A 22,649-nucleotide genomic window follows, 5' to 3' on the forward strand; every position below is an offset into this window, starting at 1 on the left:
GTCAACGGGTCAGTAGCCAGCCTTCGCCCTGTCGCTCGGCGCGGGTTCCCGACAGCGCGGCAAGATCGGCGATTGTGCGGCTTCGATCCTTGTCGATGACCAGCGCGCCGCGGAACGAAAGCGTCGATGCATCGGGGGCGATGCTCAGCTGTATCCCGGCGGTCCGCCGCAGATCCTCTGCGACGATCGACAGCGGGGCGCCGTTGTAGACGAGCAGGCCGCGGCGCCAGCCCCCGATGTTGGCGATCTCAACATCCTTGGCGGCGGGCGGGGCGCTGTCCCCGTCGCGCGCGTCGAGACCCTTGCCCGCCGCCAGCCGGACATTGTCGCGATCGGGATTATAGACGACGAGGCCTTCCGAAACCGCGACCGAGGTCACACGATCGCGCCGCACGACGTTGAATGCGGTGCCAAGATCGACAATTCGCGCATCGCCGGTTTCGACGATAAAGGGGTCGCCGTCGCGATGCACGACGCGGAACATCGCTTCGCCTGTTTCCAGGCGCGCAAAGCGCGGGCGTTCTTCGTCGATCTCGATCACCGACCCGCCGTTGACATCGATCGTCGAGCCGTCGGCCAGCGTGATCGTGCGATGCTCGCCGGCGGCGGTTTCGATACGGCCGTCGCTGCCCCAGAGACCGGGGAGCGAAAGACCGATGGCACCCACCAGCGCAGCGGCGACGGCGCCGCCGAACCAGCGTCGCCGCGAAAGGCGGCGCGGCGCGGGCGTATCGACGACCGTCACGCCCCTCGGCGCGGCAGGCAGTGCGTCGAGATCGCGGTCGAGGCTCGCGATCGCGTCATAAATCGCCGGATGGGCCGCATCTTCCGCCAGCCAATCGGCAAAGCCGTCCCATTCGTCGAAGGCGGGGTCGCGCTGGCGGACGAGCCAGTCGATCGCGCGCGCTTCGGCAGCGTTCCCGGGTTCAACTGGCATCGAACTGCCTCCTCAGAACCGCGAGCGACGCGTAGACTTTGCGCAGATCGGCCTCCACCGTGCTCAGGCTCACGCCCATTTCGCCCGCAATGTCGCGCTGGGTGACCCCATCGACACGAAAGCGACGAAAAATGCGCGCCGCGCGCTCGCCATTGGCGGCAATCGCGGCTTCAACAAGTCCAAGCTGCTCGCGCGAGATTAGCGATGCCTCGGTCGACGGGCTTTGCGTTGCCGCCGTCTCGCCCCACGCTTTGTCACGCAGATCGCGTTGCCGGACCGAGCGATAACGGTCGAGCATCAGATTGTTCGCCGCGCGCATGATATAGGACAGCGGATCGGCAACGGGGCCGATGCGGCGGTCGGTCAGGCGCATCCACAGATCTTGGAACAGGTCCTCGGCGGCATCGCCCGCGCCGCGCACCTCGAGAAAACGCACGATGCGGTCGCGATTGGCGAGCAATACGCCTTCAATGCCTTGGGCGGCGTCGGTCAGATCGCGCGGCTCGGTCATGAATATTTTGCTTTGGAACGCCATCTTTTGCTGGGATAGGCCGTGTCGCCCTGCAGGAAACATCCCGAGGATGACGCCGTCATATAGCGTCCGGATGCGACCGTGCAACTCTGGCGCGGGACATGCGGGGGACAAGGCTTCGAGCATCTGCGTTATAACTTCTTTGAGCCGGGGGGTGGCAAGGGGGAAGCAGGGTAGGGGTTCTGCTTCCCCCTTGCGCGCGGGCCGGCCAAGGGGGGCTAGAGGCCGACCCGCAGACTCGCACGGAACGCCCAGCCAATATGGCTTTGCTGTTCTTCCGCGGACACTTCACCGGCGACCTGAAAGGCCGAATTGCCGGCGATTCCGCGGAGGCGGCCGACCCAGCCGCTCGTGCGATCATCGGGGATCAGGGTAAAAGGCGTACCGTCCTTGAACGACGCGGTCGTCGCGCCGAGCATCCCACTGACGATCTGGCGGCGGCCGCCTTCGAGTTCGAAGCGTGTCCAGCCGTCATATTCGTCGGCACCGCCGAATTCGAGGCCGAGCGTCATCGTGCCGGTGACTGCCAGTTCGTCGCTGTCGCGGCTGAGGACGGTGAGGTCGAGCGCATCGCCGCCGCCCGTTTCCTGATAGCCATCTTCCTTGAGCTTGTAATAGTCGACCGCGACCATCGGGCGCAGCGTCAGGCCCCCGACGCGCGTGTCGTAGGCGACCGAACCCGATGCCGACCACAGGGTCGCGTCCCATTTGCCCTTCATCGTTTCTTCGATGTCTTCGGCGCCCGCTTCGGCACGGAAAATTCGCGTGCCCTTCAGCTTCACCGGCGCACCCGACACGCGGGCGTTCGCCATGAAGCCATTCGAACGCAGGCGCCAGTGCAGCGCGCCTTCGAACTGGCTCGTGCTTACCTCGTTGGCGTTGCTGCCATTGCCGTCCTTGCCGCTGAGAAAAGCAATCGATCCGCCGAAATTGCCGACATCGCTCTCGATTTCGGCGCCGAGCGAAATGCCCCAGCCGCTGACGTCATAGCTTGCGGTGTTGCCGACGCTCTTCGACGTGCCCCAGACGGCCTGGTTGATCCAATACCCCCATTTGCCTTCATCCTGATAAGGCGCATTGGGGTCGAGCAGGTAGCGCGCGAGCGCGCGCGAACCCGAGGTGACGGTTTCAAACACCCCGCCTTCATGCTCGGGCAACATCTGCTGCAACTGGTTGCGGAACTCGTCGCCATCGGTGATGGCGAGGAATGCATCCTCGATCGCTTCCTCGGCGACCACGGCGTCGATGACCGCGTTGAATGCGCCCGCTTCCGACCGGTTGAGGCCAAGCTCGTCGATGCTCTTGCGCTCGACATCAACGATCAGCTGATTGGTCGTGGAGGTGAGTGTGCCCTTGTACAGGAATGGCAGCAGCGTTTCCGAAGCGGTCAGATTGCTCGCACCGGTCAGTGATCCGGCCGTCAGCACGATGTGCTCGCCTTCGGCATTCTCGATGCTCGACAGCTGGAGTGCAAGTGTCGAGTCGGCGCCAAAGCTGGCGTTGCCCGTCACCTGGAGTGCGGTACCCGTGCTGCTGGTATCGAGCATCACGCCCAGCACACCCTCGTCGGTGACCGAAAGCGAAGCGATCGTCGCCGCGCCGCGCACGTCGAACGCGCCGCCGCTGACCGAAACTGCCAGCCCCGACGAATTGGCGAGCGTACCGGAAAAGACCGAGGTGCCGCCGATCGTCAGCGTATCGGCGCCGCCGCCAAAGTCCGCCAGGCCCTGGAACTTGGCTGTGCCGGCCAGCGTCATCGTATCGTTGCCGGCACCGAAACGCGCATCACCCTCATAGGTGGCGTCGCCCGACAGCGCGAGGCGGTTGTTGCCCGCGCCGAAAAAGCTGTCGCCCTTCACCGATCCGTCGGCGATGTCGAACACGTCGTTTCCTCCGCCGAAGCGGACATCGCCGACGATGCTCGGAGCCGTTTTGTCGGACGCGACGGCCGTCTGCTTGACGGTCGCGCCGGTGCCGTTCGCCGACAGGTCGATGGCGATGTTGCGGTCGGAATCGGCAAGCGCGCCGGTTGCGCTGATCGCGCCGCTGTTCTCGACCATATCGACGTTGCCCGACAGGTCGACGATTGCGCGTGCGGTGCCGTTATCGCCCCCGGTCTTGGCGGTAATCGTGCCGCTGTTGCGGATCAGCGGAACATCGGCGCCGGCTTCGACGATCACGGCCGTTGCAATCGCGCCCGCTGCGTTGCCGCCGGTTGTCGCTTCGATCTTGCCCGCGTTGCGCAGTTCGGGGGTCGACGCGCCGCTGCCGAACCGGATCGCGGTTGCCGCCGCATCCTTCGACACCGCGCCGACGCTACCGTTCGTGCCGATACCAATGCCGCCGGCGATCGTCACTGCACCGCCGAGCCCGCCGATCTGCATCGCGTTGCCGTCGATACCGGTATAGAGCCCGCTGCCAAGCACCGCGCCGTCGATGATGAAACCAAGGCCGGTGCCGGTGCCGGCGACGGGACCGATAGTTACCGCGCGATCCGCCGAGCCGATACGGATGGCCGCTGCGGAACCATAGGACCGCACGACCGCGGAGCCTTCCTCGTCGTCGTCGATGCCGTCGTCATCTTCATCGTCGTCGGTTGTGCTCGCATCCTTGGGCGGCACGGCCAGGACGACGCCACCGGACACGTTGCCCTCGATCGACAGAGCGGGGCCGCCGATAAGCAGATCATCGGCATCGAGCTTTGCGGGATCGGACGGCGGCGTCGTGAAGCGATAGCCGGTTGCCGTGAGATTGCCCTGGACGACGAGCGCCCCCGTGATGTCGCCGCCAAGGCGCGCGCCGACCGCACCGACACCCGTCGCGGTGATCGTTCCGGCGATACGGACATTGCCCGTGACGTTCTGAAGCCCCACGCCAAGCGCGCGGTCGCCGAGCACGCTGATCGTGCCGTTGTTGGTGAAATTGCCGGTGAGCGGGCCGCCAAGGCGAATGCCCGCCGAGTCGTTGCCTTCGATCGCGATTGCACCCGCATTGAGGATGTTGCCGTTAAAGGCGCCTGCGGTCGCAATGCCGACGCGGTTGCTGCCGATCGCGAACGGGCCGTCGATGTCGCCGTCATTGTCAATATCGGTCGGTGCGTAGGTTTCGCCGATCGTGATCTTGCCCGATGAACTGACGGTAATTTCGCCAGTCGTCCCCGCGTTTGCCAGGATGCCCGTGGCGCCGTCGATATTGCTGAACTCGATCGTGCCTTCGTTGACGACCTTGTGATTGCTGTCGATCGTCACGGCGGGACCGGCGACGGTCGGCTTGATCGAACCGGCGGACGTGATCTTGATGTCGTCGGGGGTGCCCGACTTGATCGTCGACGTTCGCACCGGCGTAGTCGTCGCGGTCGTGATCGTCGTTTCGGCGTGGGCGACGGTCGAGATAAGGGTGGCCAGGCAGGTGGAGGCCAACAGGGTCTTGCGCATCGGGTTCCTCTTATATTTGGGCCGGGTGTTTCCCCGGCGACAATCACAAGACGGAACCGTGCCCCGCGCGCCTTGGAAAAAAATGCCGCGGACGGTACGGCGGCCGGCGCGCGCATAGCTATGCCCTGTTGCATCGTCCGCGCCGGTCGGACATGCCGCGATCGGGGAACCGGCGAGGATCGGCAAGGGAGAGCGATGAGCGAACAGATTGTCACGGTCGACATCGGCGGCACCCATGCGCGCTTTGCCATGGCCGAGGTCGAGGGCGGCCGCGTCCGCACGCTCGGCGAGGCCACGACGCTCCACACCAGGGACCACGCAAGCTTTCAGACCGCGTGGCAGGATTTTGAACGCCAGCAGGGCGGCACGCTGCCGCGGGCGGTCGCGATCGCGATCGCCGGGCCAACGCGCGGTGAGATCATCCGATTCACCAACAATCCGTGGATCATCCGTCCCGCGCTGATCGGCGAGAAGCTGAATGTCGACGCTCATGTTCTCGTCAATGATTTCGAGGCGGTCGGCCACGCCGTCGCGCAGGCCGACGAAAGCTATTTCGAGCGGCTGACCGGGCCCGCCGAACCCTTGCCGCCTACCGGCACGATCAGCGTCATCGGCCCCGGCACCGGCCTGGGCGTCGCGCATGTCTGGCGTGACGAAAGCGGATACCGCGTGCAGGCGACCGAGGGCGGGCATATCGATTTCGCGCCGCTCGACAGCATCGAGGATGCGATCCTTGCGCGGCTGCGCAAGCGGCATCGGCGCGTGTCGGTCGAGCGCATCGTGTCGGGGCCGGGGATCGTCGACATCTATGAGACGCTGGCGATGCTCGAAGGGCGCGCGGTGACGCCGCTCGACGACAAGGCGATCTGGACGGCGGCGCTTGGCGGCGAGGACGCGCTTGCCGCGGCCGCGGTCGATCGCTTCTGTCTTTCGCTGGGCAGCGTCGCGGGCGACCTCGCACTGGCGCAGGGAGCAAGCGCGGTCGTCATCGCCGGCGGGCTGGGGCTGCGCATCCGCGACAGCCTGGTCCGATCGGGCTTTCCCGAACGCTTTATCGAAAAGGGGCGGTTCGAAGGGTTCATGGCGGCGCTGCCGGTGAAGCTCATCACCCATCCGCAGCCCGGCCTGTTCGGCGCCGCCGCGGCCTTCGCGCGGCAGTTCGCGGGGTAGGTTTGGCGGGGGGTTAGCGACCAAAGTAAGACGTCGCCCCCGCGAAGGCGGGGGCCGCTGTCGGTTTACATGGCGACGTAGGAAAAGGCCGACGGCGGCCCCCGCCTTCGCGGGGGCGACGTTCTAAGGCAACGTCCGCTAACCACCTCATAGCGGATCCAAAAAACGCTGTCCTACATGGTCTGACTGTGCCAGCCTTCATTCCGGCTCTTTCAATATGTGGACAAATGCGATGGCTGCCCCGCCGGTGGGCGCGTTCAGCAACTCGGTGTGGCATGTCCGCCCCGAACAACAGACCGGCCGCCGCACAAGGCTGACTTTTACTGACCTTTGAAGCTATTCTGCGGCCCCTGCGCCGTTTGGGACCGCGGACTCCACCCGCCATCATGGAAATCGACAGATAGCTTTCCGTTCCGGAGCGGCTATCGCACACGCCGTACATTTCGCTGGCACAGCCCGGCAAAAAACGGCAGCTATGGCGCATGTCCGCGCGCCCTGTTCTTGGCATCATTGCCTGCAACCGCACCGTCGGTGTCGAAACCGCGCAGGCGGTGATGAACCGTTATGCGACCGCGGCGATGCGGTACGCCGATTGCGCCGCGCTCATCATTCCCTCGCTCCCTCAATTCATGCGCGCCGACGAAGTCGTCGGGCGGCTCGACGGCGTGTTGCTGACGGGCACACCGTCGAATGTCGAGCCTGCCCATTATGGCGATGCGGATGCGGGCGAGGGGCCGTTCGACCCCGATCGCGACCGGATGATGATCGACCTGGTTAACGCAGTGATCACGGCGCAGCGGCCGCTGTTCGGGATCTGCCGCGGCTTTCAGGAGATCAATGTCGCACTGGGGGGCACGCTGCGCCGCGATACGTCGGCGAGCGCCGAGCTGTTGCATCATCATGCGCCGGAGGGCGTTTCTTTCGATGCGATGTTCGACCATCGGCACAAGGTCGAACTGGTCGAAGGCGGCCTGCTCGCGTCGGCCTATAACGCGCCGTCGCTGGAGGTGAACTCGGTGCATTATCAGGGTCTTTGTGATCTTGCCGACGGACTGGCGGTCGAGGCGCGGGCGCCCGACGGGCTGATCGAGGCCTATAGCGCGCGCCCGAACGGCGCGCCGCTGCTCGCGGTGCAATGGCACCCCGAATGGGCAACCGACACCAATACGCAGAGCCAGACTTACTTCCACCTGCTTGGCCGCGCGTTAAGAGGCGCATTATGAACCGCCGCGTGACCCGCTACGACCGCTATCTGGCACGCATCAGCTTTTCGCCCTGAATTCAAAACCCGGGTCTCGTTCCGCTCGTGTCGAGCGAAATCGAGACACCCATTGTCGCAGCGCAAGGTTGAGAGGCGTCTCGACTTCGCTCGATGCGAACGGTCTATCGGAATCAGGAGTTTTTCATGCCCCGCAATCACGACATCGCCGAACTACGCCGCCTCGACGTCGCGCATCATCTTCCCGCTCAGGCCGACTGGGCTGAAATCGAAACACTCGGCGGCAGCCGCATCATCACCCATGCCCAGGGTTGCTATATCCACGACGGTGACGGCCACCGCATTCTCGACGGGATGGCGGGGCTGTGGTGCGTCAACGTCGGTTATGGCCGCGAGGAGCTGGTCGAGGCAGCGGCGGCGCAGATGCGCGAGCTGCCCTTTTACAACACCTTCTTCAAGACCGCGACGCCGCCGACGGTGACGCTCGCGGCGAAGATCGCGTCGCTGACCGGTAATCGCCTGCCGCACATCTTCTTCAACGCATCGGGCAGTGAAGCGAACGACACTGTGTTCCGCATGGTGCGCCATTATTGGAAGCTGAAGGGCGAGCCGAAGCGCACCGTCTTTATCAGCCGCTGGAACGCCTATCATGGTTCAACCGTCGCGGGGGTTTCGCTCGGCGGGATGAAGGCGATGCATGTGCAGGGCGATCTGCCGATCTCCGGCGTCGAGCATGTTCGCCAGCCCTATTTCTTCGGCGAAGGTCAGGGGATGACCGAGGAAGAGTTCTGCGACGCCTGCGTCCAGGCGATCGAGGACAAGATACTCGAGGTCGGCCCCGAAAACTGCGCGGCGTTTATCGGCGAACCGGTGCAGGGCGCCGGCGGCGTCATCATTCCGCCCAAAGGCTATTGGCCGAAAGTCGAGGCGGTGGTGCGCAAATACGGCCTGCTCCTCGTCGCCGACGAGGTGATCTGCGGTTTCGGTCGCACGGGGAAAATGTGGGGGCATGAAACAATGGGCTTCTCGCCCGATCTGACGCCAATGGCGAAGGGGCTGTCGTCAGGCTATCTGCCGATTTCCGCCACGGCGGTCGCCGCGCATGTCGTCGAGGTGCTGAAGACCGGCGGCGATTTTGTCCATGGTTTTACCTATTCGGGCCATCCGGTCGCGGCGGCGGTCGCGCTCAAGAATATCGAGATCATCGAGCGCGAGGGACTGGTCGAGCGCACGGGCAGCGTGACCGGGCCACATCTGGCAAAGGGGCTTGCGACCTTGAACGATCATCCGCTGGTCGGCGAGACGCGTTCGATCGGGCTACTCGGCGCGGTGGAAATCGTGGCGGACAACGAAACGCGCGCACGCTTTGGCGGCGCTGAAGGCACGGCAGGGCCGATGGCACGCGACGCGTGCATCGCGAACGGCCTGATGGTGCGCGGCATCCGCGACAGCCTGGTCATGTGTCCGCCACTAATCATCACCACCGAACAGATCGACGAGATGGTTTCCATCATCCGCAAATCGCTCGACGAGGTGCTTCCGAAACTGCGCGCGCTCTGACACATCTTTAATCCCGTTCGTGTCGAGCGAAGTCGAGACATATGAAGTGGAGCACGAACTCAACGTGTCTCGACTTCGCTCGACACGAACGGCTAGAGGGATGTTGAACGCGCTCGCCGAATAGAAGAAAGACCAATAGCTTATGCCCTCCGGCCTTTTTGCCCTGCTCGACGATGTCGCCACAATCGCGAAAGTGGCGGCGGCGAGCATCGACGACATTGGCGCCGCGGCGTCGAAGGCGGGGGTGAAGGCGGCGGGCGTGGTGGTTGACGATGCCGCGGTGACGCCGCGCTATGTCACGGGTTTTCAACCGAACCGCGAGCTGCCGATCATCTGGCGGATCGCCAAAGGGTCGATGTTCAACAAGCTGGTGCTGATCTTGCCTGCGCTGCTCCTGCTATCGGCGGTGGCGCAATGGGCGATCACGCCGTTGCTGATGGTGGGCGGCGCCTATCTGTGTTTCGAGGGCGCCGAGAAGGTCTGGCATAGCTTTGCGGCAAAGAAGCACAGCCTGGCCGAAGACGCTGCCGAGGTCGTCGATGCCAACCATGAGGAGGTAATGGTCAAGGGCGCGATCCGTACCGATTTCATCCTGTCGGCCGAAATCATGGTGATTGCGCTCAACGAGGTGCTCGACGAGGCAATGATGATGCGCGCGGCGACGCTGATTGTAGTGGCAATTGTCATTACCATCGCCGTTTACGGCGTTGTCGGGCTGATCGTGAAAATGGACGACATCGGGCTGCATATGGCGAAGGAAGGGCACAACGCCCGGCGCGCGATCGGGCGTGGACTTGTCGCTTTTATGCCCAAGCTGCTGGCGGCGCTTGCAACGATCGGCACCGCCGCGATGCTGTGGGTCGGCGGTCAGATCATCCTTCACGGCCTCGACGAATATCACATCGGCAATCTGGGTCATGGCCTGCATGATTTCGCGCATAAGGTCGCGGGCGGATTGCCGGGCGCCGGGGTGTGGGAATGGCTGATCAACGCCGGCGGCGCGGGTGTTTTCGGGCTGGTTCTGGGCGGCGTTATCGTGGCCGCGTTGCATCTGGTACCGGGCAAGAAGGCAGCTGCCCATTAAGTTCGTCATCCCGGACTTGATCCGGGATCCATTGCGGCGTCGAAGTCATGGGCCCCGGATCAAGTCCGGGGTGACGATGGCGGACAGACGAGCCGTCAGCCCAGCAACACCACCGGGCTGTCGGCGCGCCAGTGCATCGACACCTTGTCGTCCCAGGTAAAATCTTCCTGATCGTGGCGCGACAGGTTGGGACGGGACACGCGGAGCCGCGCGCCTGATTCCAGTTCGATCTCGAACAGGGTGATGTCGCCGAGGTAGGACATGCCCTTGATGCACCCGCGCGCGAAATTGTGACCGTCGGGGGCATCCTGCGCCGCCGCGGTGACCGCCTTGCCCGCGCCGGGGACGTGGAGGTAGATTTTCTCGGGCCGAAGCGCGACCCACACATCGGCGCCGTGCGGGCCGGTGACACCGTGGTTGAGATAGACTTTGCCGAGACCGGGGCAATCGACCGCCGCCTTGTCGGGTTCGTCGAGGGTCAGCTTGCCTTCGAAGATGTTCACCGACCCGACGAAATCGGCGACGAAACGATTGGCGGGATATTCATAGAGGTCAGACGGCGTCGCGAGCTGCGACACGTCACCCTTGTTGATCACTGCGATCCGGCACGCCATTGAAAGCGCTTCGTCCTGATCGTGGGTAACGGTGACGAAGGTGATGCCGACCTTTTCCTGCAATTCGCTGAGCTCGAACTGCATCTGAGCGCGCAGCTTTGCGTCGAGCGCCGACAGCGGTTCATCGAGCAGCAGTACCTTGGGGCGCATGACCAGGCTGCGTGCGAGCGCGACACGCTGGCGTTGCCCGCCGGACATCTGGTCGGGCATCCGGCCTTCGAACCCGCCAAGCTTGACCAGCTCGAGCGCCTCGGCAACACGATCCCTGACCTCGCCGCCCTTCACGCCTGCGATCTTGAGGCCATAGGCAACATTGTCGGCAACGCTCATGTGCGGAAACACGGCATAGCTTTGAAACACCATGTTCACCGGGCGCTTGTTCGGCGGGATGCCGGCCATGTCCTGACCGTCGATCAGGATGCGCCCCTCGCTCGGCAGTTCGAATCCTGCGATCATGCGGAGCAGCGTCGTCTTGCCGCAACCCGATGGGCCGAGCAGAACGAAAAATTCGCCCGCATTGATGTCGAGACTGACATTGTCGACCGCGGTCACCTTCCCGAAGCGTTTGGAGACATTCTGGATTTGGATGATCGGTTTGGCGAGTTCGGTCATGGTCAGTGGGTTTCCGCAATGGCTTTCACGCCCTGCGCTTTCAGCGCGACAAAGGTCAGGACGACGGTGAGAATGATGAGCAGCGTCGACGCCGCGTTGACCTCGGGCGTCACCGAGAAGCGGACCATCGAATAGACCTTCACGGGGAAGGTGATCGTGTCGGGGCCGCTCGTGAAATAGGTGATGACGAAATCGTCGAGGCTCAAGGTGAAGGACAGCAGTGCCCCGGCGACGAGCGCGGGTTTCATGTGCGGGATCAGCACGTCGCGGAATACCTGCCATTCGCTTGCGCCCAAGTCTTTGGCGGCCTCCTCCTGTTCGCGGTTGAAGCTTGCAAGGCGCGAGCGGACGACCATGGTGACGAAGGGGAAGCAGAAGGTGATGTGCGCGATGGTGATCGCGCCGAGATTGAATGGCCAGACGAGATCGGTGGGCCAGCCGATCGCCGCGAAAAACATCAGGAAAGCAACGCCGAGGCAGATTTCGGGAACGATGATCGGCAGCGAGATCGTGCCGTCGACCACGCCTTTCAGCGAGAAACGGAAGCGCCAGAGCATCACCGCCGCAACGGCCCCGAGAACAAGGCTCGCGATCGTGGCTAGCGCGGCGATGGTAAGCGAGTTGACGAGCGCCTCGACCAGCTGGTCGTTGCCGAGCGCCTTTTCATAGTATTTGGTCGTGAAGCCGCGCCATACGACGTTGCGCTTGCTGTCGTTGAAGCTGAAGATCATCAGCACGACGAGCGGCGCGTACAGAAATACCATCACCGCGCCGACCCACAGCCGCATCCACAGCGTCCGGCTGTATTCGAGTGGCGCGCGCGGGGTGCGGGCAAAGAGCGCCATCAATGCGCTTCCGGCACTTTGCGGCGCATCGATTGCAATGCGATGAGGATGAACATCGCGTAGATGAGCAGAAAGGACAGCGCCGCGCCGAACGGCCAGTCATTCGCTTTCTTGAACTGACGTTCGATCACGTTTGCAATCATCTGGCTGTCGGTGCCGCCCATGAGATCGGGGGTGAGATAGGCGCCGAGCGCGGGGATCAGCGTGATCATTACCCCGGCAATGATGCCCGGCGCCGCGAGCGGGACGACGATGCGCATGATCGTGCGGAAATGACCGGCGCCCAGATCGAGGCTCGCCTCGATCAGGCTCCGGTCGAGCCGGTCGAGTGCCGCATAGAGCGGGAGCACCATGAAGGGCAGGTGGACATAGACCAGCCCGAAGACGACCGCGAAATTGTTGAAGAGCAGCTCGACCGGCTCCCACGTCGGGAGCGGCTGGAGCCCGACGAGCGCCTTCATCCAGCTTGCGCCTTCCCAAAGAACGCCGAGGCCCTTGTTGGCGAAGCCCTGCGTGCCGAGCAGCATCATCAGCGCATAGGTGCGGATAAGCAGGTTGGTCCAGAAGGGCAGCATGATGCCGAGCAGCAGCCATGGGCGCCATTTCTCGCTCGCGAAGGTGATTGCCATCGCGACCGGAAAGCCGACGATCAGGCAGACTAGCGTAACGAGCGCGGCGACCGCGAAACTCTTGCCGAAAATGGTGAGGTAGAGCCATTCGGTCGCGCGCTTGTAATTGTCGAGCGTGCCCGAAATGGCGATTTCGGTCAGCCCCCGGTTCTCGCCAAAGCTGTAGAGCCAGACGATCGCCATGGGGATGACGAAGAAGAGCAGTACCCACAGTAGCGTGGGTAGCGACACCGCCGCGAAAACGCGCTTGTTGGTTTTCCAATCCTGTTCGGCCACCCCCGCCGCCCCTTGATTGCGTCAGGCCGCGCGCACGCGCGTGAATGCTTCTTCGAACAGCGGCTGAAGCTCGGGATTGAAGCGCGCATATTCGCATTTGGCGAGCACATCGGCAGGCGGGAAGATCACCGGATTGTTCTTGTAACTGTCGGGCATCAGCGCCTTTGCCGCGCTGTTGGGCGTCGGATACAGAATCGTCTCGGTGATATGCTTGTCGACGTTCGCGTCGAGGATATAGTTGATAAACGCGTGGGCGTTCTTGGGATGCGGCGCGCCCTTCGGAATGCAGAGATTGTCCGAATTGAGCTGGCTGCCCTCCTTGGGGATGACGAAGTCGATGTCGTCATCCTCGACCATCGCCTGCGCGATGTCGCCATTATATTCGAGCACAACGTCGACATCGCCTTTCAGCAGCAGATCCTGCCCGTCATCCTCGTGGAATTTCTTCACATTGGGCTTTTGCTTGATCATCATCCGCTCGATCGTCGCAATGTCGGCGGGGGTCAGCGAATTTACCGATTTTCCGAGATATTTGCCGTAGAGGCGGAACATGTCGCCTGCCTCCGACAGCCAGGCGATGCGCCCGGCATATTCGGGGCTGTCGAAAAGCACCTTCCAGCTGTCGGGGGTCGCCGACACTTTCGACTTGCGATAACCGATGCCAAGCGCGAGCCAGGTGTAAGGCATCGAAAATTCGCGCTGCAGGTCATATTCGACGTTGATATAGGCCGCATCGATATTCTTCATGTTCGGTATGAGGCTGTGGTCGAGCGGCATCAGCATGTCGGCCTTGCTCATCCGCTCGACGAAGTCGTTCGACGGCACGATGACGTCATAGCCGGGATTGCCGGCCTTGAACTTGGCGAACAGCACGTCGTTGCTGTCGAACAGGTCCATCGTTACCGCGACGCCCGTCGCTTCCTCGAAATCGGCGAGCGTGGTCTCGCCGATATAGGTGTCCCAATTATAGAAGTTGAGCTTCGCCTCTTCGCCGTTCGCGAGCGTCTTGCCGCCTTCCTTGCTGCACGCGGCAAGGCCACCGAAACTGATCCCGACAGCAGCGACGCCGAGCGCCTGAAGGAGCGAGCGGCGCCCGCGGGTCTGCTTGATCAGTTCGTTGAAATCCATGGCCAGCCTCCCTGTTTGAAGAGGCAAGCTGACTCATTAAACGCGGCTTGGAAAGAGGCTTATTTGCGCCGCACCAAGATTTCATGAAACTTTCATGCGTTGCGCAGATACCAATCATAATCGAGTGTGGGTACGACGCTGAAATAATTATCCTGTTCGACGCGCTTGACGATGCTGAACATGTCGACGAACCGCTCGCCCAGATAATTGCGCATCAATTTCGAGGCGTGGAAGCGATCGACCGCGGTGAACCAGTTGGACGGCGGCTTGTCGTCGCCAGAACCGTCGCGGTCATAGCCGTTGCCGACGACCGCGGCGCCGGGGTCGGCTTTGGTCGTCATGCCATGGTGCATCCCGGCAAGCACCGCCGCGACCGCGAGATAGGGATTGGCGTCGGCGCCGCAGGCGCGATGCTCGACATGGCGGCTCGTCGGCGGCCCGGCGGGAATGCGGAAGGAAACGGTCCGGTTGTTGACGCCCCAGGTCGGCGCGACGGGGGCGTAGCTGTTCGCCTTGAAACGCCGATAGCTGTTCGCGTGGGGGGCGAAAAGCGCGAAGGCATCGCCGACGCTGCCGATCATCCCGCCGATGGCGTGGCGCAGCGCGTCGCTACCCTCGGGATCTTCGCTCGCGAAGATATTTTTGCCTTCGGCGTCGTTGACCGAGACATGGATATGCATCCCGCTGCCCGCCTGGTCGCCGAAGGGCTTGGCCATGAAAGTCGCTTCGAGGCCGTGTTGCTGGGCAATCGCCTTGACCAGCCTTTTGTACATGATCGCATCGTCGGCGGCGCGCAGCGCGTCGGGCTTGTGGCGCAAAGTCAGCTCGAACTGGCCGGGGGCAAATTCGCTGATGGCGCTTTCGAGCGGCAGACCCTGAACATCGGTCGCGGCGTAAAGCGCGTCGAAAAAGGGACGGAAATCATCGAGTTCGCGCAGGCCATAAACCTCGACATTGCGCGGCGCGCTGCGGCTGTAGCCGGGGCGCGCGGGGCGAATGCCGCCGTCCCGCGCGCGGCGCGGATCGACGAGATAGAATTCGAGCTCGACCGCGAGCACCGGGCTCAGCCCGTCAGCGGTGAATCGGTCGATCACGCGGCCGAGCACATGGCGCGGATCGAGGTCGTGCGGCGTGCCGTCGAGCTCGTAGAAATCGACGAGAAACTGCGCCGCTCCGTCGCCGCCCCAAGGCGTTCGGACGAGCGTGCCGGGAATCGGCTTCATCGAGCGATCGGCGTCGCCATCTTCCCACACGAGGCCCGTTTCGACCGTATCCTGTCCGGTAATGTCGACGACGGTGATCGATCCGGGAAACATGCGTCCGCTTTCGTAGACCGCCATCACTTCATGCTGGCGTAGCCGCTTGCCGCGGGGAACACCGCCCATGTCGGTATAAATCATCTCGATCGCATCGATGTCGGGGTTCGCCCTGAAAAAGGCCTCGGCTTCCGAGCGCGGCGCGATCACCCCCGATGACTTCGACATTGCGTTTTGCTCCTTACCCCAGCCGGTCGCGTAGCGCATACCAGAGCAACCCCAGCGTAGCGAGGGGGCGCCGCAGCCATTTGCCGCCGGGAAAGGGGCGCGAGGGAAGGGTCGCCAGCACGTCGAACCGCTCCGCCGTTCCCGCCATCGCCTCGGCAATGAGTTCGCCCGCAAGCGTCGTCACCAGCGCGCCGTGCCCCGAAAAGCCGTGCGCGAAAAAGACGTTTCCGCGCCGCCCGATATGCGGCAGCCGGTTCATCGTCACCGCGACCGCACCGCCCCAGCCGTATTCGATCGGCGTATCGGCGATCTGCGGAAACACTTCGGACATGAAAGGCTTCACGAACGCGGCGATGTCACGCGGCGGCGTCTGCGAGTAACGCTCGCCGCCGCCGAAAATGAGGCGCTTGTCGGTCGACAGACGGAAATAATTGAGGACGAAGCGACTGTCAGCAACCGCAGCATCGCTGGGGAGCAGCGCGTCGGCGTTCGCGAGCGGCGCGGTTGCGATGTTATAGTTCATGATCGGCACGGTGTAACGGCCGAGGTCGGGATCAACCTCACCGATCCAGCTGTCGGTGGCGTTGATTACATAACGAGCTTCGATGATGCCCCGTGTTGTGAACAGCGCGCTCGAGCCGTCGCTCAAGTCTATAACTCTTTCCACGCGTTCATCCTCCAGGATGCACACCCCAATTGTCTCCGCCGCCGTTGCTAGACCGAGGACATAGTTCAGCGGATGAAAATGGCCGCCCTGCGGATCATGGACACCTCCATGATAAAGTGGGCTGGCAATGTGCGCGGCCATACCGGCCTTCGCGACAACTTCGGCCTCATAACCGAAGCGCGTTGCCAGAAATTCGGCCTCGCGCCGCATTGCGTCGAAATCCTGTGTCGTCCACGCTGCTTCGAGATGACCGGATTTCAGGTCGCAATCGATGCCGTGTTTGGCAATCCGCGCCTTCACACGATTGTCGCGCCAGCACAGGTCGAACAGTGCGTTGGCGCAGTCGCGGCCGAATTCAAACTCCAGTTCCGACCCCGACCAGCGGAGGCCCGGAATAAGCTGTCCGCCATTACGGCCCGATGCACCGAAGCCGATCTGTTTGGTCTCGACGAGGACTACCGAAAAACCACGCTCCGCACAGGCCAAAGCGGCCGAAAGGCCCGTAAAGCCGCCGCCGATCACAGCGACGTCGCATTCCAGATCGTCCGTCGCTAAAAAACGCGAGCGCCAAGGATGCGCGGTCGCGACATAATAGCTGTTGTTCAGCGGATCGGTCATAGCCGCGCCCGGTTCAGACCCGCATCAGCAGATGTTCACGCTCCCAGCTCGACACCACCGACTGATAGTTGAACAGCTCATAATCCTTCACGGCATAGAAGATCTCGAAGAAATCGTCGCCGAGCAGATTGCGCACTTTCTTGCACGAGCTGAAACGGTCGAGCGCGGCTTCGAGTGTGCGCGGCAATGTGCGCGCGCGGTTATAGGCGCTGCCGGTGATCGGTTTGGGCGGGACCATGCGGTCGACGATGCCGATATAACCGCACACCAGCGACGCGGCGATCGCCAGATAAGGATTGCTGTCGGCGCCCGGTAGGCGGTTTTCGACGCGGCGGTTATTCTTGTCCGACACCGGGATGCGGAAACCGCACGAGCGATTGTCGACGCCCCACTGGACATTGATCGGTGCAGCGCTGTCGGGGCGCATCCGGCGAAAACTGTTCACATTGGGCGCCCACATCGGCGAGATTTGCGGCATGAAGCGGATCAGCCCCGCGACATAGGACCGAAAGGCCGCACTGTCGCGGCCGTTGGCGGTGGCGAACAGGTTGCGCCCCGTGTCGGCATCGACGACCGACTGGTGGATGTGCATCGCGCTGCCGGGCTGGCCCGCCATCGGGTTCGCCATGAAGGTTGCATAGACGCCGTGCGTCTTGGCCACATTGCGCACGGCGCGCTTGAACAGGAAGACTTCGTCGGCAAGGCGCAGCGGGTCGCCGTGGTTAAAGTTCACCTCCAGCTGCGCGGCACCCATTTCATGGATCATCGTGTCGATCGTGAGGCCCATCAGCTCGCAATCGTCATAGATATGGTCGATGATATCCTCATATTCGTTCATCGCCTCCAGCCCATAGGGCTGGCTCGCGGTCTCGGCGCGGCCCGACTGGCCGGTGGGCGGGGTCAGCGGGAAATCGGGGTCGGTATTCTGCGACACGAGATAGAATTCGACCTCGGGTGCGATGATCGGTTTCCAGCCTTTTTCGGCGTAGAGCCCGAGCACTTTTTTGAGGATCGTGCGCGGCGCGATGTCGACTTCGGTCCCGTCGCCGTTGAAGGCGTCGGCGATGACGAAGGCGGTCGGCGAGGTAAAGCCCGGCGCGACGCAGATCGTGTCGGGATCGGCGATCAGATATTTGTCCGGATCCTTGTCCCAGATGTCGTCGATGTCTTCGGGATAATGGCCGTCGATCGTGCAGATGAAGACGCTGCCCGGAATGCGCAGCGACTTGTCCTTGACCGAGGTCAGGAATTTGCGCGCAGGCAACACCTTGCCGCGCTGAACCCCGTTGATGTCGGGCACGATGCATTCGACTTCGTCGATATTATGGTCGCTGATCCATTGTTCGAGATTGACTGACATGCGCCCCCGATTGGGCCGAGGAGCCGGCCCCTTTGTGGACCGTCAGCCTATCGCAAGGCGCCGTCAAGCGCCAGAGGTCCCTTGTATTGGCCATTTTCGCTGTTGCCAGTTGGGCGATCGCTGGCCAGATTGCGGATCAAACCAACCCTCGTCATTGCGAGCGAAGCGAAGCAATCTCCTGTCTTCGGCCCCGCACAGTACCGATGGCTGGAGATTGCTTCGTCGCTGCGCTCCTTGCAACGACGATATTCGGAGATATGCGGCGATGAGGGGCGACAACGACCAGCTGGCAAGTTTCTGGATGCCCTTTACCGCGAACCGCGCGTTCAAGGCAAACCCGCGCCAACTCGTCGCGGCGAGCGGTATGTATTACCGGTCGAGCGACGGGCGCGACATACTCGATGGCACCGCCGGCCTGTGGTGCAGCAACGCCGGCCATTGCCGTCCGGAGATCGCCGAGGCGATCGCGAGGACCGCGGCGACGCTCGACTTCGCGCCGACGTTTCAGCTGGGGCACCCACTGCCCTTTGAACTGGCGCAGCGTCTCGCCGATTTGATGCCCGACGGTCTCGATCGCATATTCTTTACCAACAGCGGGTCGGAATCGGTGGATACGGCGCTGAAAATCGCGCTCGCAATCCAGCGCGCAAAGGGGCAGGGGACGCGCACCCGGCTGATCGGGCGCGAGCGCGGCTATCATGGCACGGGTTTCGGCGGGATCAGCGTTGGCGGGCTGGTGAACAATCGCCGCGCTTTTGGCGGCGGCCTGCCCGGCGTCGATCATCTTCGCCATACGCATGACTTGCAACGCAATGCGTTTACGCGCGGCTTTCCCCAGCATGGCGCCGAGCTTGCGGATGATCTGCAGCGCCTGGTCGACCTGCACGGCGCCGAGACGATCGCGGCGGTGATCGTCGAACCGATGGCGGGGTCGACCGGCGTCCTCGTGCCCCCGCTCGGCTATCTTCAGCGGCTGCGCGAGATTTGCGACCGGCACGGGATCATTCTGATCTTCGACGAGGTCATCACCGCCTTTGGCCGCGTCGGCGGCGCGACCGCTGCGGGGACATGGGGTGTGATTCCCGACATCATGACGATGGCCAAGGGGCTCACCAACGCCGCCGTGCCGATGGGGGCGGTGGCGGTGAAACGCGAGTTGCACGACGTGGTGATTGACAACGCGCCGGGCGGGATCGAACTGTTCCACGGCTACACCTATTCGGGGCATCCCCTGGCGAGCGCCGCGGGGCTAGCGACACTCGACCTTTATGCGCGCGACGGACTGTTCGACCGTGCGAGTGAGCTTGGCGCCTATTGGGAGGATGCCGCGCATAGCCTGAAAGGGCGGCGGCACGTCATCGACATCCGTACGATCGGGCTGGTAGCAGGCATCGAACTCGAACCCCGCCCCGGCGCACCGACCGCGCGCGCGATGGAGCTGTTCCACGCTTGTTTCGACAACGGCCTGCTCGTCCGCGCGACGGGCGACATCATCGCGCTGTCGCCCCCTCTGATCGTCGAGAAGGATCAGATCGACGCGATGTTCGGGAAGATTGCCGAGCTGCTCGACCGGATCGATTAGGCGTCGGCGGCGAGGGGAAAGGTCACCGACACCGTAGTGCCTTTGCCCAGCTCGCTTTCGATGTCGAGCTGACCCTGATGGCGCTCGCTGATGTGTTTTACGATGGCGAGGCCGAGCCCGGTGCCGCCGACCGAGCGGCTGCGCGCTTCGTCGACGCGATAGAAGCGCTCGGTCAGGCGCGGCAGATGATCGGGGGCGATACCGTCGCCCTCGTCGCGGACTGACAAACGCGCGCGTTGGCCTTCGCGTAGCAGTTCGACTGTCACCGGCGTGCCGGGGCGGCCATATTTCATCGCGTTGGAAACGATATTGTGCGCGAGCTGTCCGAGTTGCGCTTCGTCGCCGAGCATCGGCAGCGGCTCGTCCCCGAATTTCGCGACAATATCCTTTGCGCGCGCATTTTCGCTGTCTCGCAATTGGAAGATTGTGTGCCGGACGATGGCGGCAAGGTCGACCTGTGCGGTCGGGCGGCGGAAGCGGTCGGCCTCGACCCGCGAGATCGAAAGCAGGTCGATCACGAGCTGCTGCATCCGTCGCGCCTCGCGCTCGATGATCGACAGGAAACGATTCCGCGTCGCGCCATCCGCTTCGCCGTTCATGTCCTGCAGCGTTTCAACATAGCCGAGTATCGCCGCAAGCGGCGTGCGCAGTTCATGGCTGGCGTTGGCGACGAAGTCGGACCGCATCCGGTCGGCGGCGTCGATTGCCGAGCGGTCAGACAGAAAGACGATCCGCTCGCCTTTCGACAGCGCGGCGATGCGCATCGTCCACCGCTGGCCGGCGCGCGGGTAATCGGCGAGACTGATCGTTTCCAGCGGCGCGTCGCCATCGATCTGCGACAGCCATTCGGTAGCGACCGGATGGCGGATCGCGGTCCGGATGTCCGCGCCGACGATATGCCTGCCGAGCAGCCGGATCGCCGCATCGTTGGCGATTGCGACAATATTGTCCGCGACGCCGAGCAGCGGTTCCTTCTCCTGATCCACCCACCGCGCAAAGTCGGGGTGGCGCAAAAAGGAGGGCGGGGGCGTCTCCGCAGGCACAATTTCCCCGGGGCGGCTGTCGGGCGCTGCCGCGGGCATCGCGCCATAGACGGTCATAGCGGCGACGAAGCCCGCGACCCCCATCATCGCGATCGCCAAGAGATCGCCCCCTGCCAATGCTGCAAAGATCGCCGCGATGGCGATGAGCGTCATGGCGATGACAAGGCTGGACAGGCGATCGAACATGCGCCGCCCGGGTGGCATGAAGCAGGGGTTGCACGCAAGCGGCTTTGCGTGCGTTAAGGCTTTCGGACGGCTTGTGCCAAAGCGGGAAGGGTGTCCGCCTGCCGAGGTGTTTTGCTTTTCCTTGGCGCATCATTGCGTTATGCGCCGGCCATGGAAAATAGCGACGATCCCGGGGTTCGGACCGACGATAGCGAAGGCGTGCCATCGCGCCGCCGGATGCTTGCGCTCGGCGCCGCGGGTGTTTCGGCGGCGCTGACGATCCGTCCCGCCTTTGCGCAGACCGCGGTATCGGTGATGAATTGCCAGATTCCCGTGCCGGGTCCCACCGCTGCCGGTCAGTATATCGATGCCGCGGGCAAGCTCGTGCCGCCGGGGACGAAGGGCGCCTTTCCGGGGGCGCCGCGGCCATTCACGGGCGAGGAGGTCAAGCGCGCTTTCCGCGGTCGGACCTTGCCCGGCACGTCTTATGACCAGTCGCAAGCCTATCTTCAATATATCCGGCGCTTGCAGGCGGGGCAGAGCGGCTTTACCTGTTTCGCATCGATCACGACGTCGCGCTGAACTTGGCTCCTTTGACGCGATGGCGGTTCGGCCGCGTCGTCATGCAAAGGAAAATTCGTGAAACTAGCTTCGCTTAAGCAGGGCCGCGACGGCCGTCTTGTCGTCGTTTCGGACGATTTGGCTTGGTATGCCGACGCCGCGGCGATCGCGCCGACGATGCAGGCCGCGCTCGACAATTGGGCCTATGCCGCGCCGCGCCTCGCCGTGCTGGCCGAAGACCTAAATCATGATGCGATCCCGAAGGAACGATTCCACGAACGCGATGCCGCTTCGCCCCTGCCGCGCGCGTATCAATGGGCCGACGGCAGCGCCTATGTGAACCATGTAGCGCTGGTGCGGCAGGCGCGCGGGGCCGAAATGCCCGAAACTTTTTGGCACGATCCGCTGATGTATCAGGGCGGCAGTGACGCTTTCCTGGCCCCGCGCGATCCGATTCCGCTCGGCGATCCCGCGTGGGGCTGCGACATGGAAGCCGAGGTGGTCGTGGTTACGGGCGACGTTCCGGCGGGGATCGATGCCGCCGCAGCGCGCGAGATGATCTTGCTCGTCGGCCTGACCAACGACGTCTCGCTGCGCGGCCTTATCCCCGCCGAACTTGCCAAGGGATTCGGCTTTTTCCAGTCGAAGCCGTCGAGCGCGATGTCGCCAGTGTTCGTGACTCCCGAAACACTGGGTGATCGCTGGAAGGACGGAAAACTGTACGGAACGCTGTGCGTCGATCTGAACGGCCAGCCGCTCGGACGTGCGGATGCGGGCGTCGATATGACTTTCGATTTCGGGCAGCTGATTGCCCATGCCGCGAAGACGCGGAACTTGGGCGCAGGGACCATCATCGGCTCTGGCACCGTATCGAACCGCGATCCCGACGGCGGCCCCGGCAAGCCGGTCAGCGAAGGCGGACTCGGTTACAGCTGTCTTGCCGAGGTGCGGACGGTTGAAACCATCCGACATGGCGAGGCGAAGACGCCCTTTATGAAAATGGGCGATACGGTGCGTATCTGGATGGATGACGAGCGCCACCACAGCATTTTTGGCGCGATCGAGCAGACCGTCGGCGGATAAACGCGAAGGAGGGCGGAATCGCTTCCGCCCTCCTTCCCTGCGTTAG

General features: G+C 63.4%; 18 protein-coding genes. 7 read left to right on the forward strand and 11 right to left on the reverse strand.

The genetic code is table 11. The features are described 5' to 3' along the window. Position 1: 1 nt before the first annotated feature. From VSX77_RS14725 to VSX77_RS14735, 3 genes are all read right to left on the reverse strand, one after another. Positions 2-937 (reverse strand): FecR family protein, encoded by a 936-nt coding sequence (locus VSX77_RS14725; RefSeq protein WP_338425356.1) that lies wholly within the window; start codon positions 935-937, stop codon positions 2-4. Then, positions 927-1,595: an RNA polymerase sigma factor gene (locus tag VSX77_RS14730; RefSeq protein WP_338425357.1), complete on the reverse strand. Its 669-nt coding sequence runs from the start codon at positions 1,593-1,595 to the stop codon at positions 927-929. Before VSX77_RS14730 ends, VSX77_RS14725 begins: the two co-directional genes overlap by 11 nt. Before the next feature lie 92 nt (positions 1,596-1,687). Beyond that, a complete protein-coding gene (locus VSX77_RS14735; RefSeq protein ID WP_338425358.1) occupies positions 1,688-4,903 on the reverse strand; it encodes an autotransporter outer membrane beta-barrel domain-containing protein in 3,216 nt (1,071 codons plus the stop codon). A 195-nt stretch (positions 4,904-5,098) separates the two neighbouring features. Here VSX77_RS14735 and VSX77_RS14740 point away from each other — a divergent pair, with 195 nt between their 5' ends. The 4 genes from VSX77_RS14740 to VSX77_RS14755 all read left to right on the forward strand — a co-directional run bounded on the left by VSX77_RS14740 (position 5,099) and on the right by VSX77_RS14755 (position 9,936). Beyond that, positions 5,099-6,073: a glucokinase gene (locus VSX77_RS14740; RefSeq protein ID WP_338425359.1), complete on the forward strand. Its 975-nt coding sequence runs from the start codon at positions 5,099-5,101 to the stop codon at positions 6,071-6,073. A 482-nt stretch (positions 6,074-6,555) separates the two neighbouring features. Continuing rightward, complete coding sequence (locus VSX77_RS14745) at positions 6,556-7,296, forward strand: gamma-glutamyl-gamma-aminobutyrate hydrolase family protein (protein ID WP_338425360.1); 741 nt, start codon at positions 6,556-6,558, stop codon at positions 7,294-7,296. A gap of 182 nt (positions 7,297-7,478) precedes the next feature. Continuing rightward, the gene (locus tag VSX77_RS14750; protein WP_338425361.1) at positions 7,479-8,852 is read left to right on the forward strand and encodes an aspartate aminotransferase family protein; all 1,374 of its coding nucleotides are present in this window, start codon (positions 7,479-7,481) and stop codon (positions 8,850-8,852) included. A 142-nt stretch (positions 8,853-8,994) separates the two neighbouring features. Next, the gene (locus tag VSX77_RS14755) at positions 8,995-9,936 is read left to right on the forward strand and encodes a DUF808 domain-containing protein (RefSeq protein WP_338425362.1); all 942 of its coding nucleotides are present in this window, start codon (positions 8,995-8,997) and stop codon (positions 9,934-9,936) included. Between the two features lie 95 nt (positions 9,937-10,031). Here the strand turns inward: VSX77_RS14755 and VSX77_RS14760 are convergent, their stop codons facing one another. The 7 genes from VSX77_RS14760 to VSX77_RS14790 form a co-directional block, all read right to left on the reverse strand. Next, entirely contained in the window at positions 10,032-11,162 is a 1,131-nt protein-coding gene (locus VSX77_RS14760) for an ABC transporter ATP-binding protein (protein ID WP_338425363.1), read from the reverse strand. 2 nt (positions 11,163-11,164) lie between these two features. Continuing rightward, positions 11,165-12,007 (reverse strand): ABC transporter permease, encoded by an 843-nt coding sequence (locus VSX77_RS14765; RefSeq protein ID WP_338425364.1) that lies wholly within the window; start codon positions 12,005-12,007, stop codon positions 11,165-11,167. Continuing rightward, positions 12,007-12,912 (reverse strand): ABC transporter permease, encoded by a 906-nt coding sequence (locus VSX77_RS14770; RefSeq protein WP_338425365.1) that lies wholly within the window; start codon positions 12,910-12,912, stop codon positions 12,007-12,009. Before VSX77_RS14770 ends, VSX77_RS14765 begins: the two co-directional genes overlap by 1 nt. Positions 12,913-12,933: 21 nt before the next feature. Next, positions 12,934-14,040: an ABC transporter substrate-binding protein gene (locus VSX77_RS14775; RefSeq protein WP_338425366.1), complete on the reverse strand. Its 1,107-nt coding sequence runs from the start codon at positions 14,038-14,040 to the stop codon at positions 12,934-12,936. A 92-nt stretch (positions 14,041-14,132) separates the two neighbouring features. Continuing rightward, positions 14,133-15,524, reverse strand: a complete 1,392-nt coding sequence (locus tag VSX77_RS14780; protein WP_338425367.1) for a glutamine synthetase family protein — start codon at positions 15,522-15,524, stop codon at positions 14,133-14,135. Positions 15,525-15,537: 13 nt separating this feature from the next. Beyond that, positions 15,538-16,809: an NAD(P)/FAD-dependent oxidoreductase gene (locus VSX77_RS14785; RefSeq protein WP_338425368.1), complete on the reverse strand. Its 1,272-nt coding sequence runs from the start codon at positions 16,807-16,809 to the stop codon at positions 15,538-15,540. 13 nt (positions 16,810-16,822) lie between these two features. Then, positions 16,823-18,169: a glutamine synthetase family protein gene (locus VSX77_RS14790; protein ID WP_338425369.1), complete on the reverse strand. Its 1,347-nt coding sequence runs from the start codon at positions 18,167-18,169 to the stop codon at positions 16,823-16,825. 265 nt (positions 18,170-18,434) lie between these two features. Between VSX77_RS14790 and VSX77_RS14795 the strand changes: the two genes are divergently transcribed. Then, positions 18,435-19,751, forward strand: a complete 1,317-nt coding sequence (locus VSX77_RS14795) for an aspartate aminotransferase family protein (protein WP_338425370.1) — start codon at positions 18,435-18,437, stop codon at positions 19,749-19,751. On the opposite strand, the gene VSX77_RS14800 is transcribed toward VSX77_RS14795, so the two are convergent. Continuing rightward, positions 19,748-20,980 (reverse strand): ATP-binding protein, encoded by a 1,233-nt coding sequence (locus tag VSX77_RS14800; protein ID WP_338425371.1) that lies wholly within the window; start codon positions 20,978-20,980, stop codon positions 19,748-19,750. The genes VSX77_RS14795 and VSX77_RS14800 overlap by 4 nt on opposite strands. Before the next feature lie 150 nt (positions 20,981-21,130). On the opposite strand from VSX77_RS14800, the gene VSX77_RS14805 reads away from it, so the two are divergent. Together VSX77_RS14805 and VSX77_RS14810 are read left to right on the forward strand one after the other, a co-directional pair. Beyond that, entirely contained in the window at positions 21,131-21,541 is a 411-nt protein-coding gene (locus tag VSX77_RS14805; protein WP_338425372.1) for a hypothetical protein, read from the forward strand. Positions 21,542-21,598: 57 nt separating this feature from the next. Then, on the forward strand, positions 21,599-22,603 hold the full coding sequence (locus VSX77_RS14810) for a fumarylacetoacetate hydrolase family protein (protein ID WP_338425373.1): 1,005 nt from the start codon (positions 21,599-21,601) through the stop codon (positions 22,601-22,603). Positions 22,604-22,649: the final 46 nt, after the last annotated feature.

The sequence above is a fragment of the Sphingopyxis sp. TUF1 genome (genome assembly GCF_036687315.1).
In the GTDB taxonomy this organism is placed as follows: domain Bacteria; phylum Pseudomonadota; class Alphaproteobacteria; order Sphingomonadales; family Sphingomonadaceae; genus Sphingopyxis; species Sphingopyxis kveilinensis.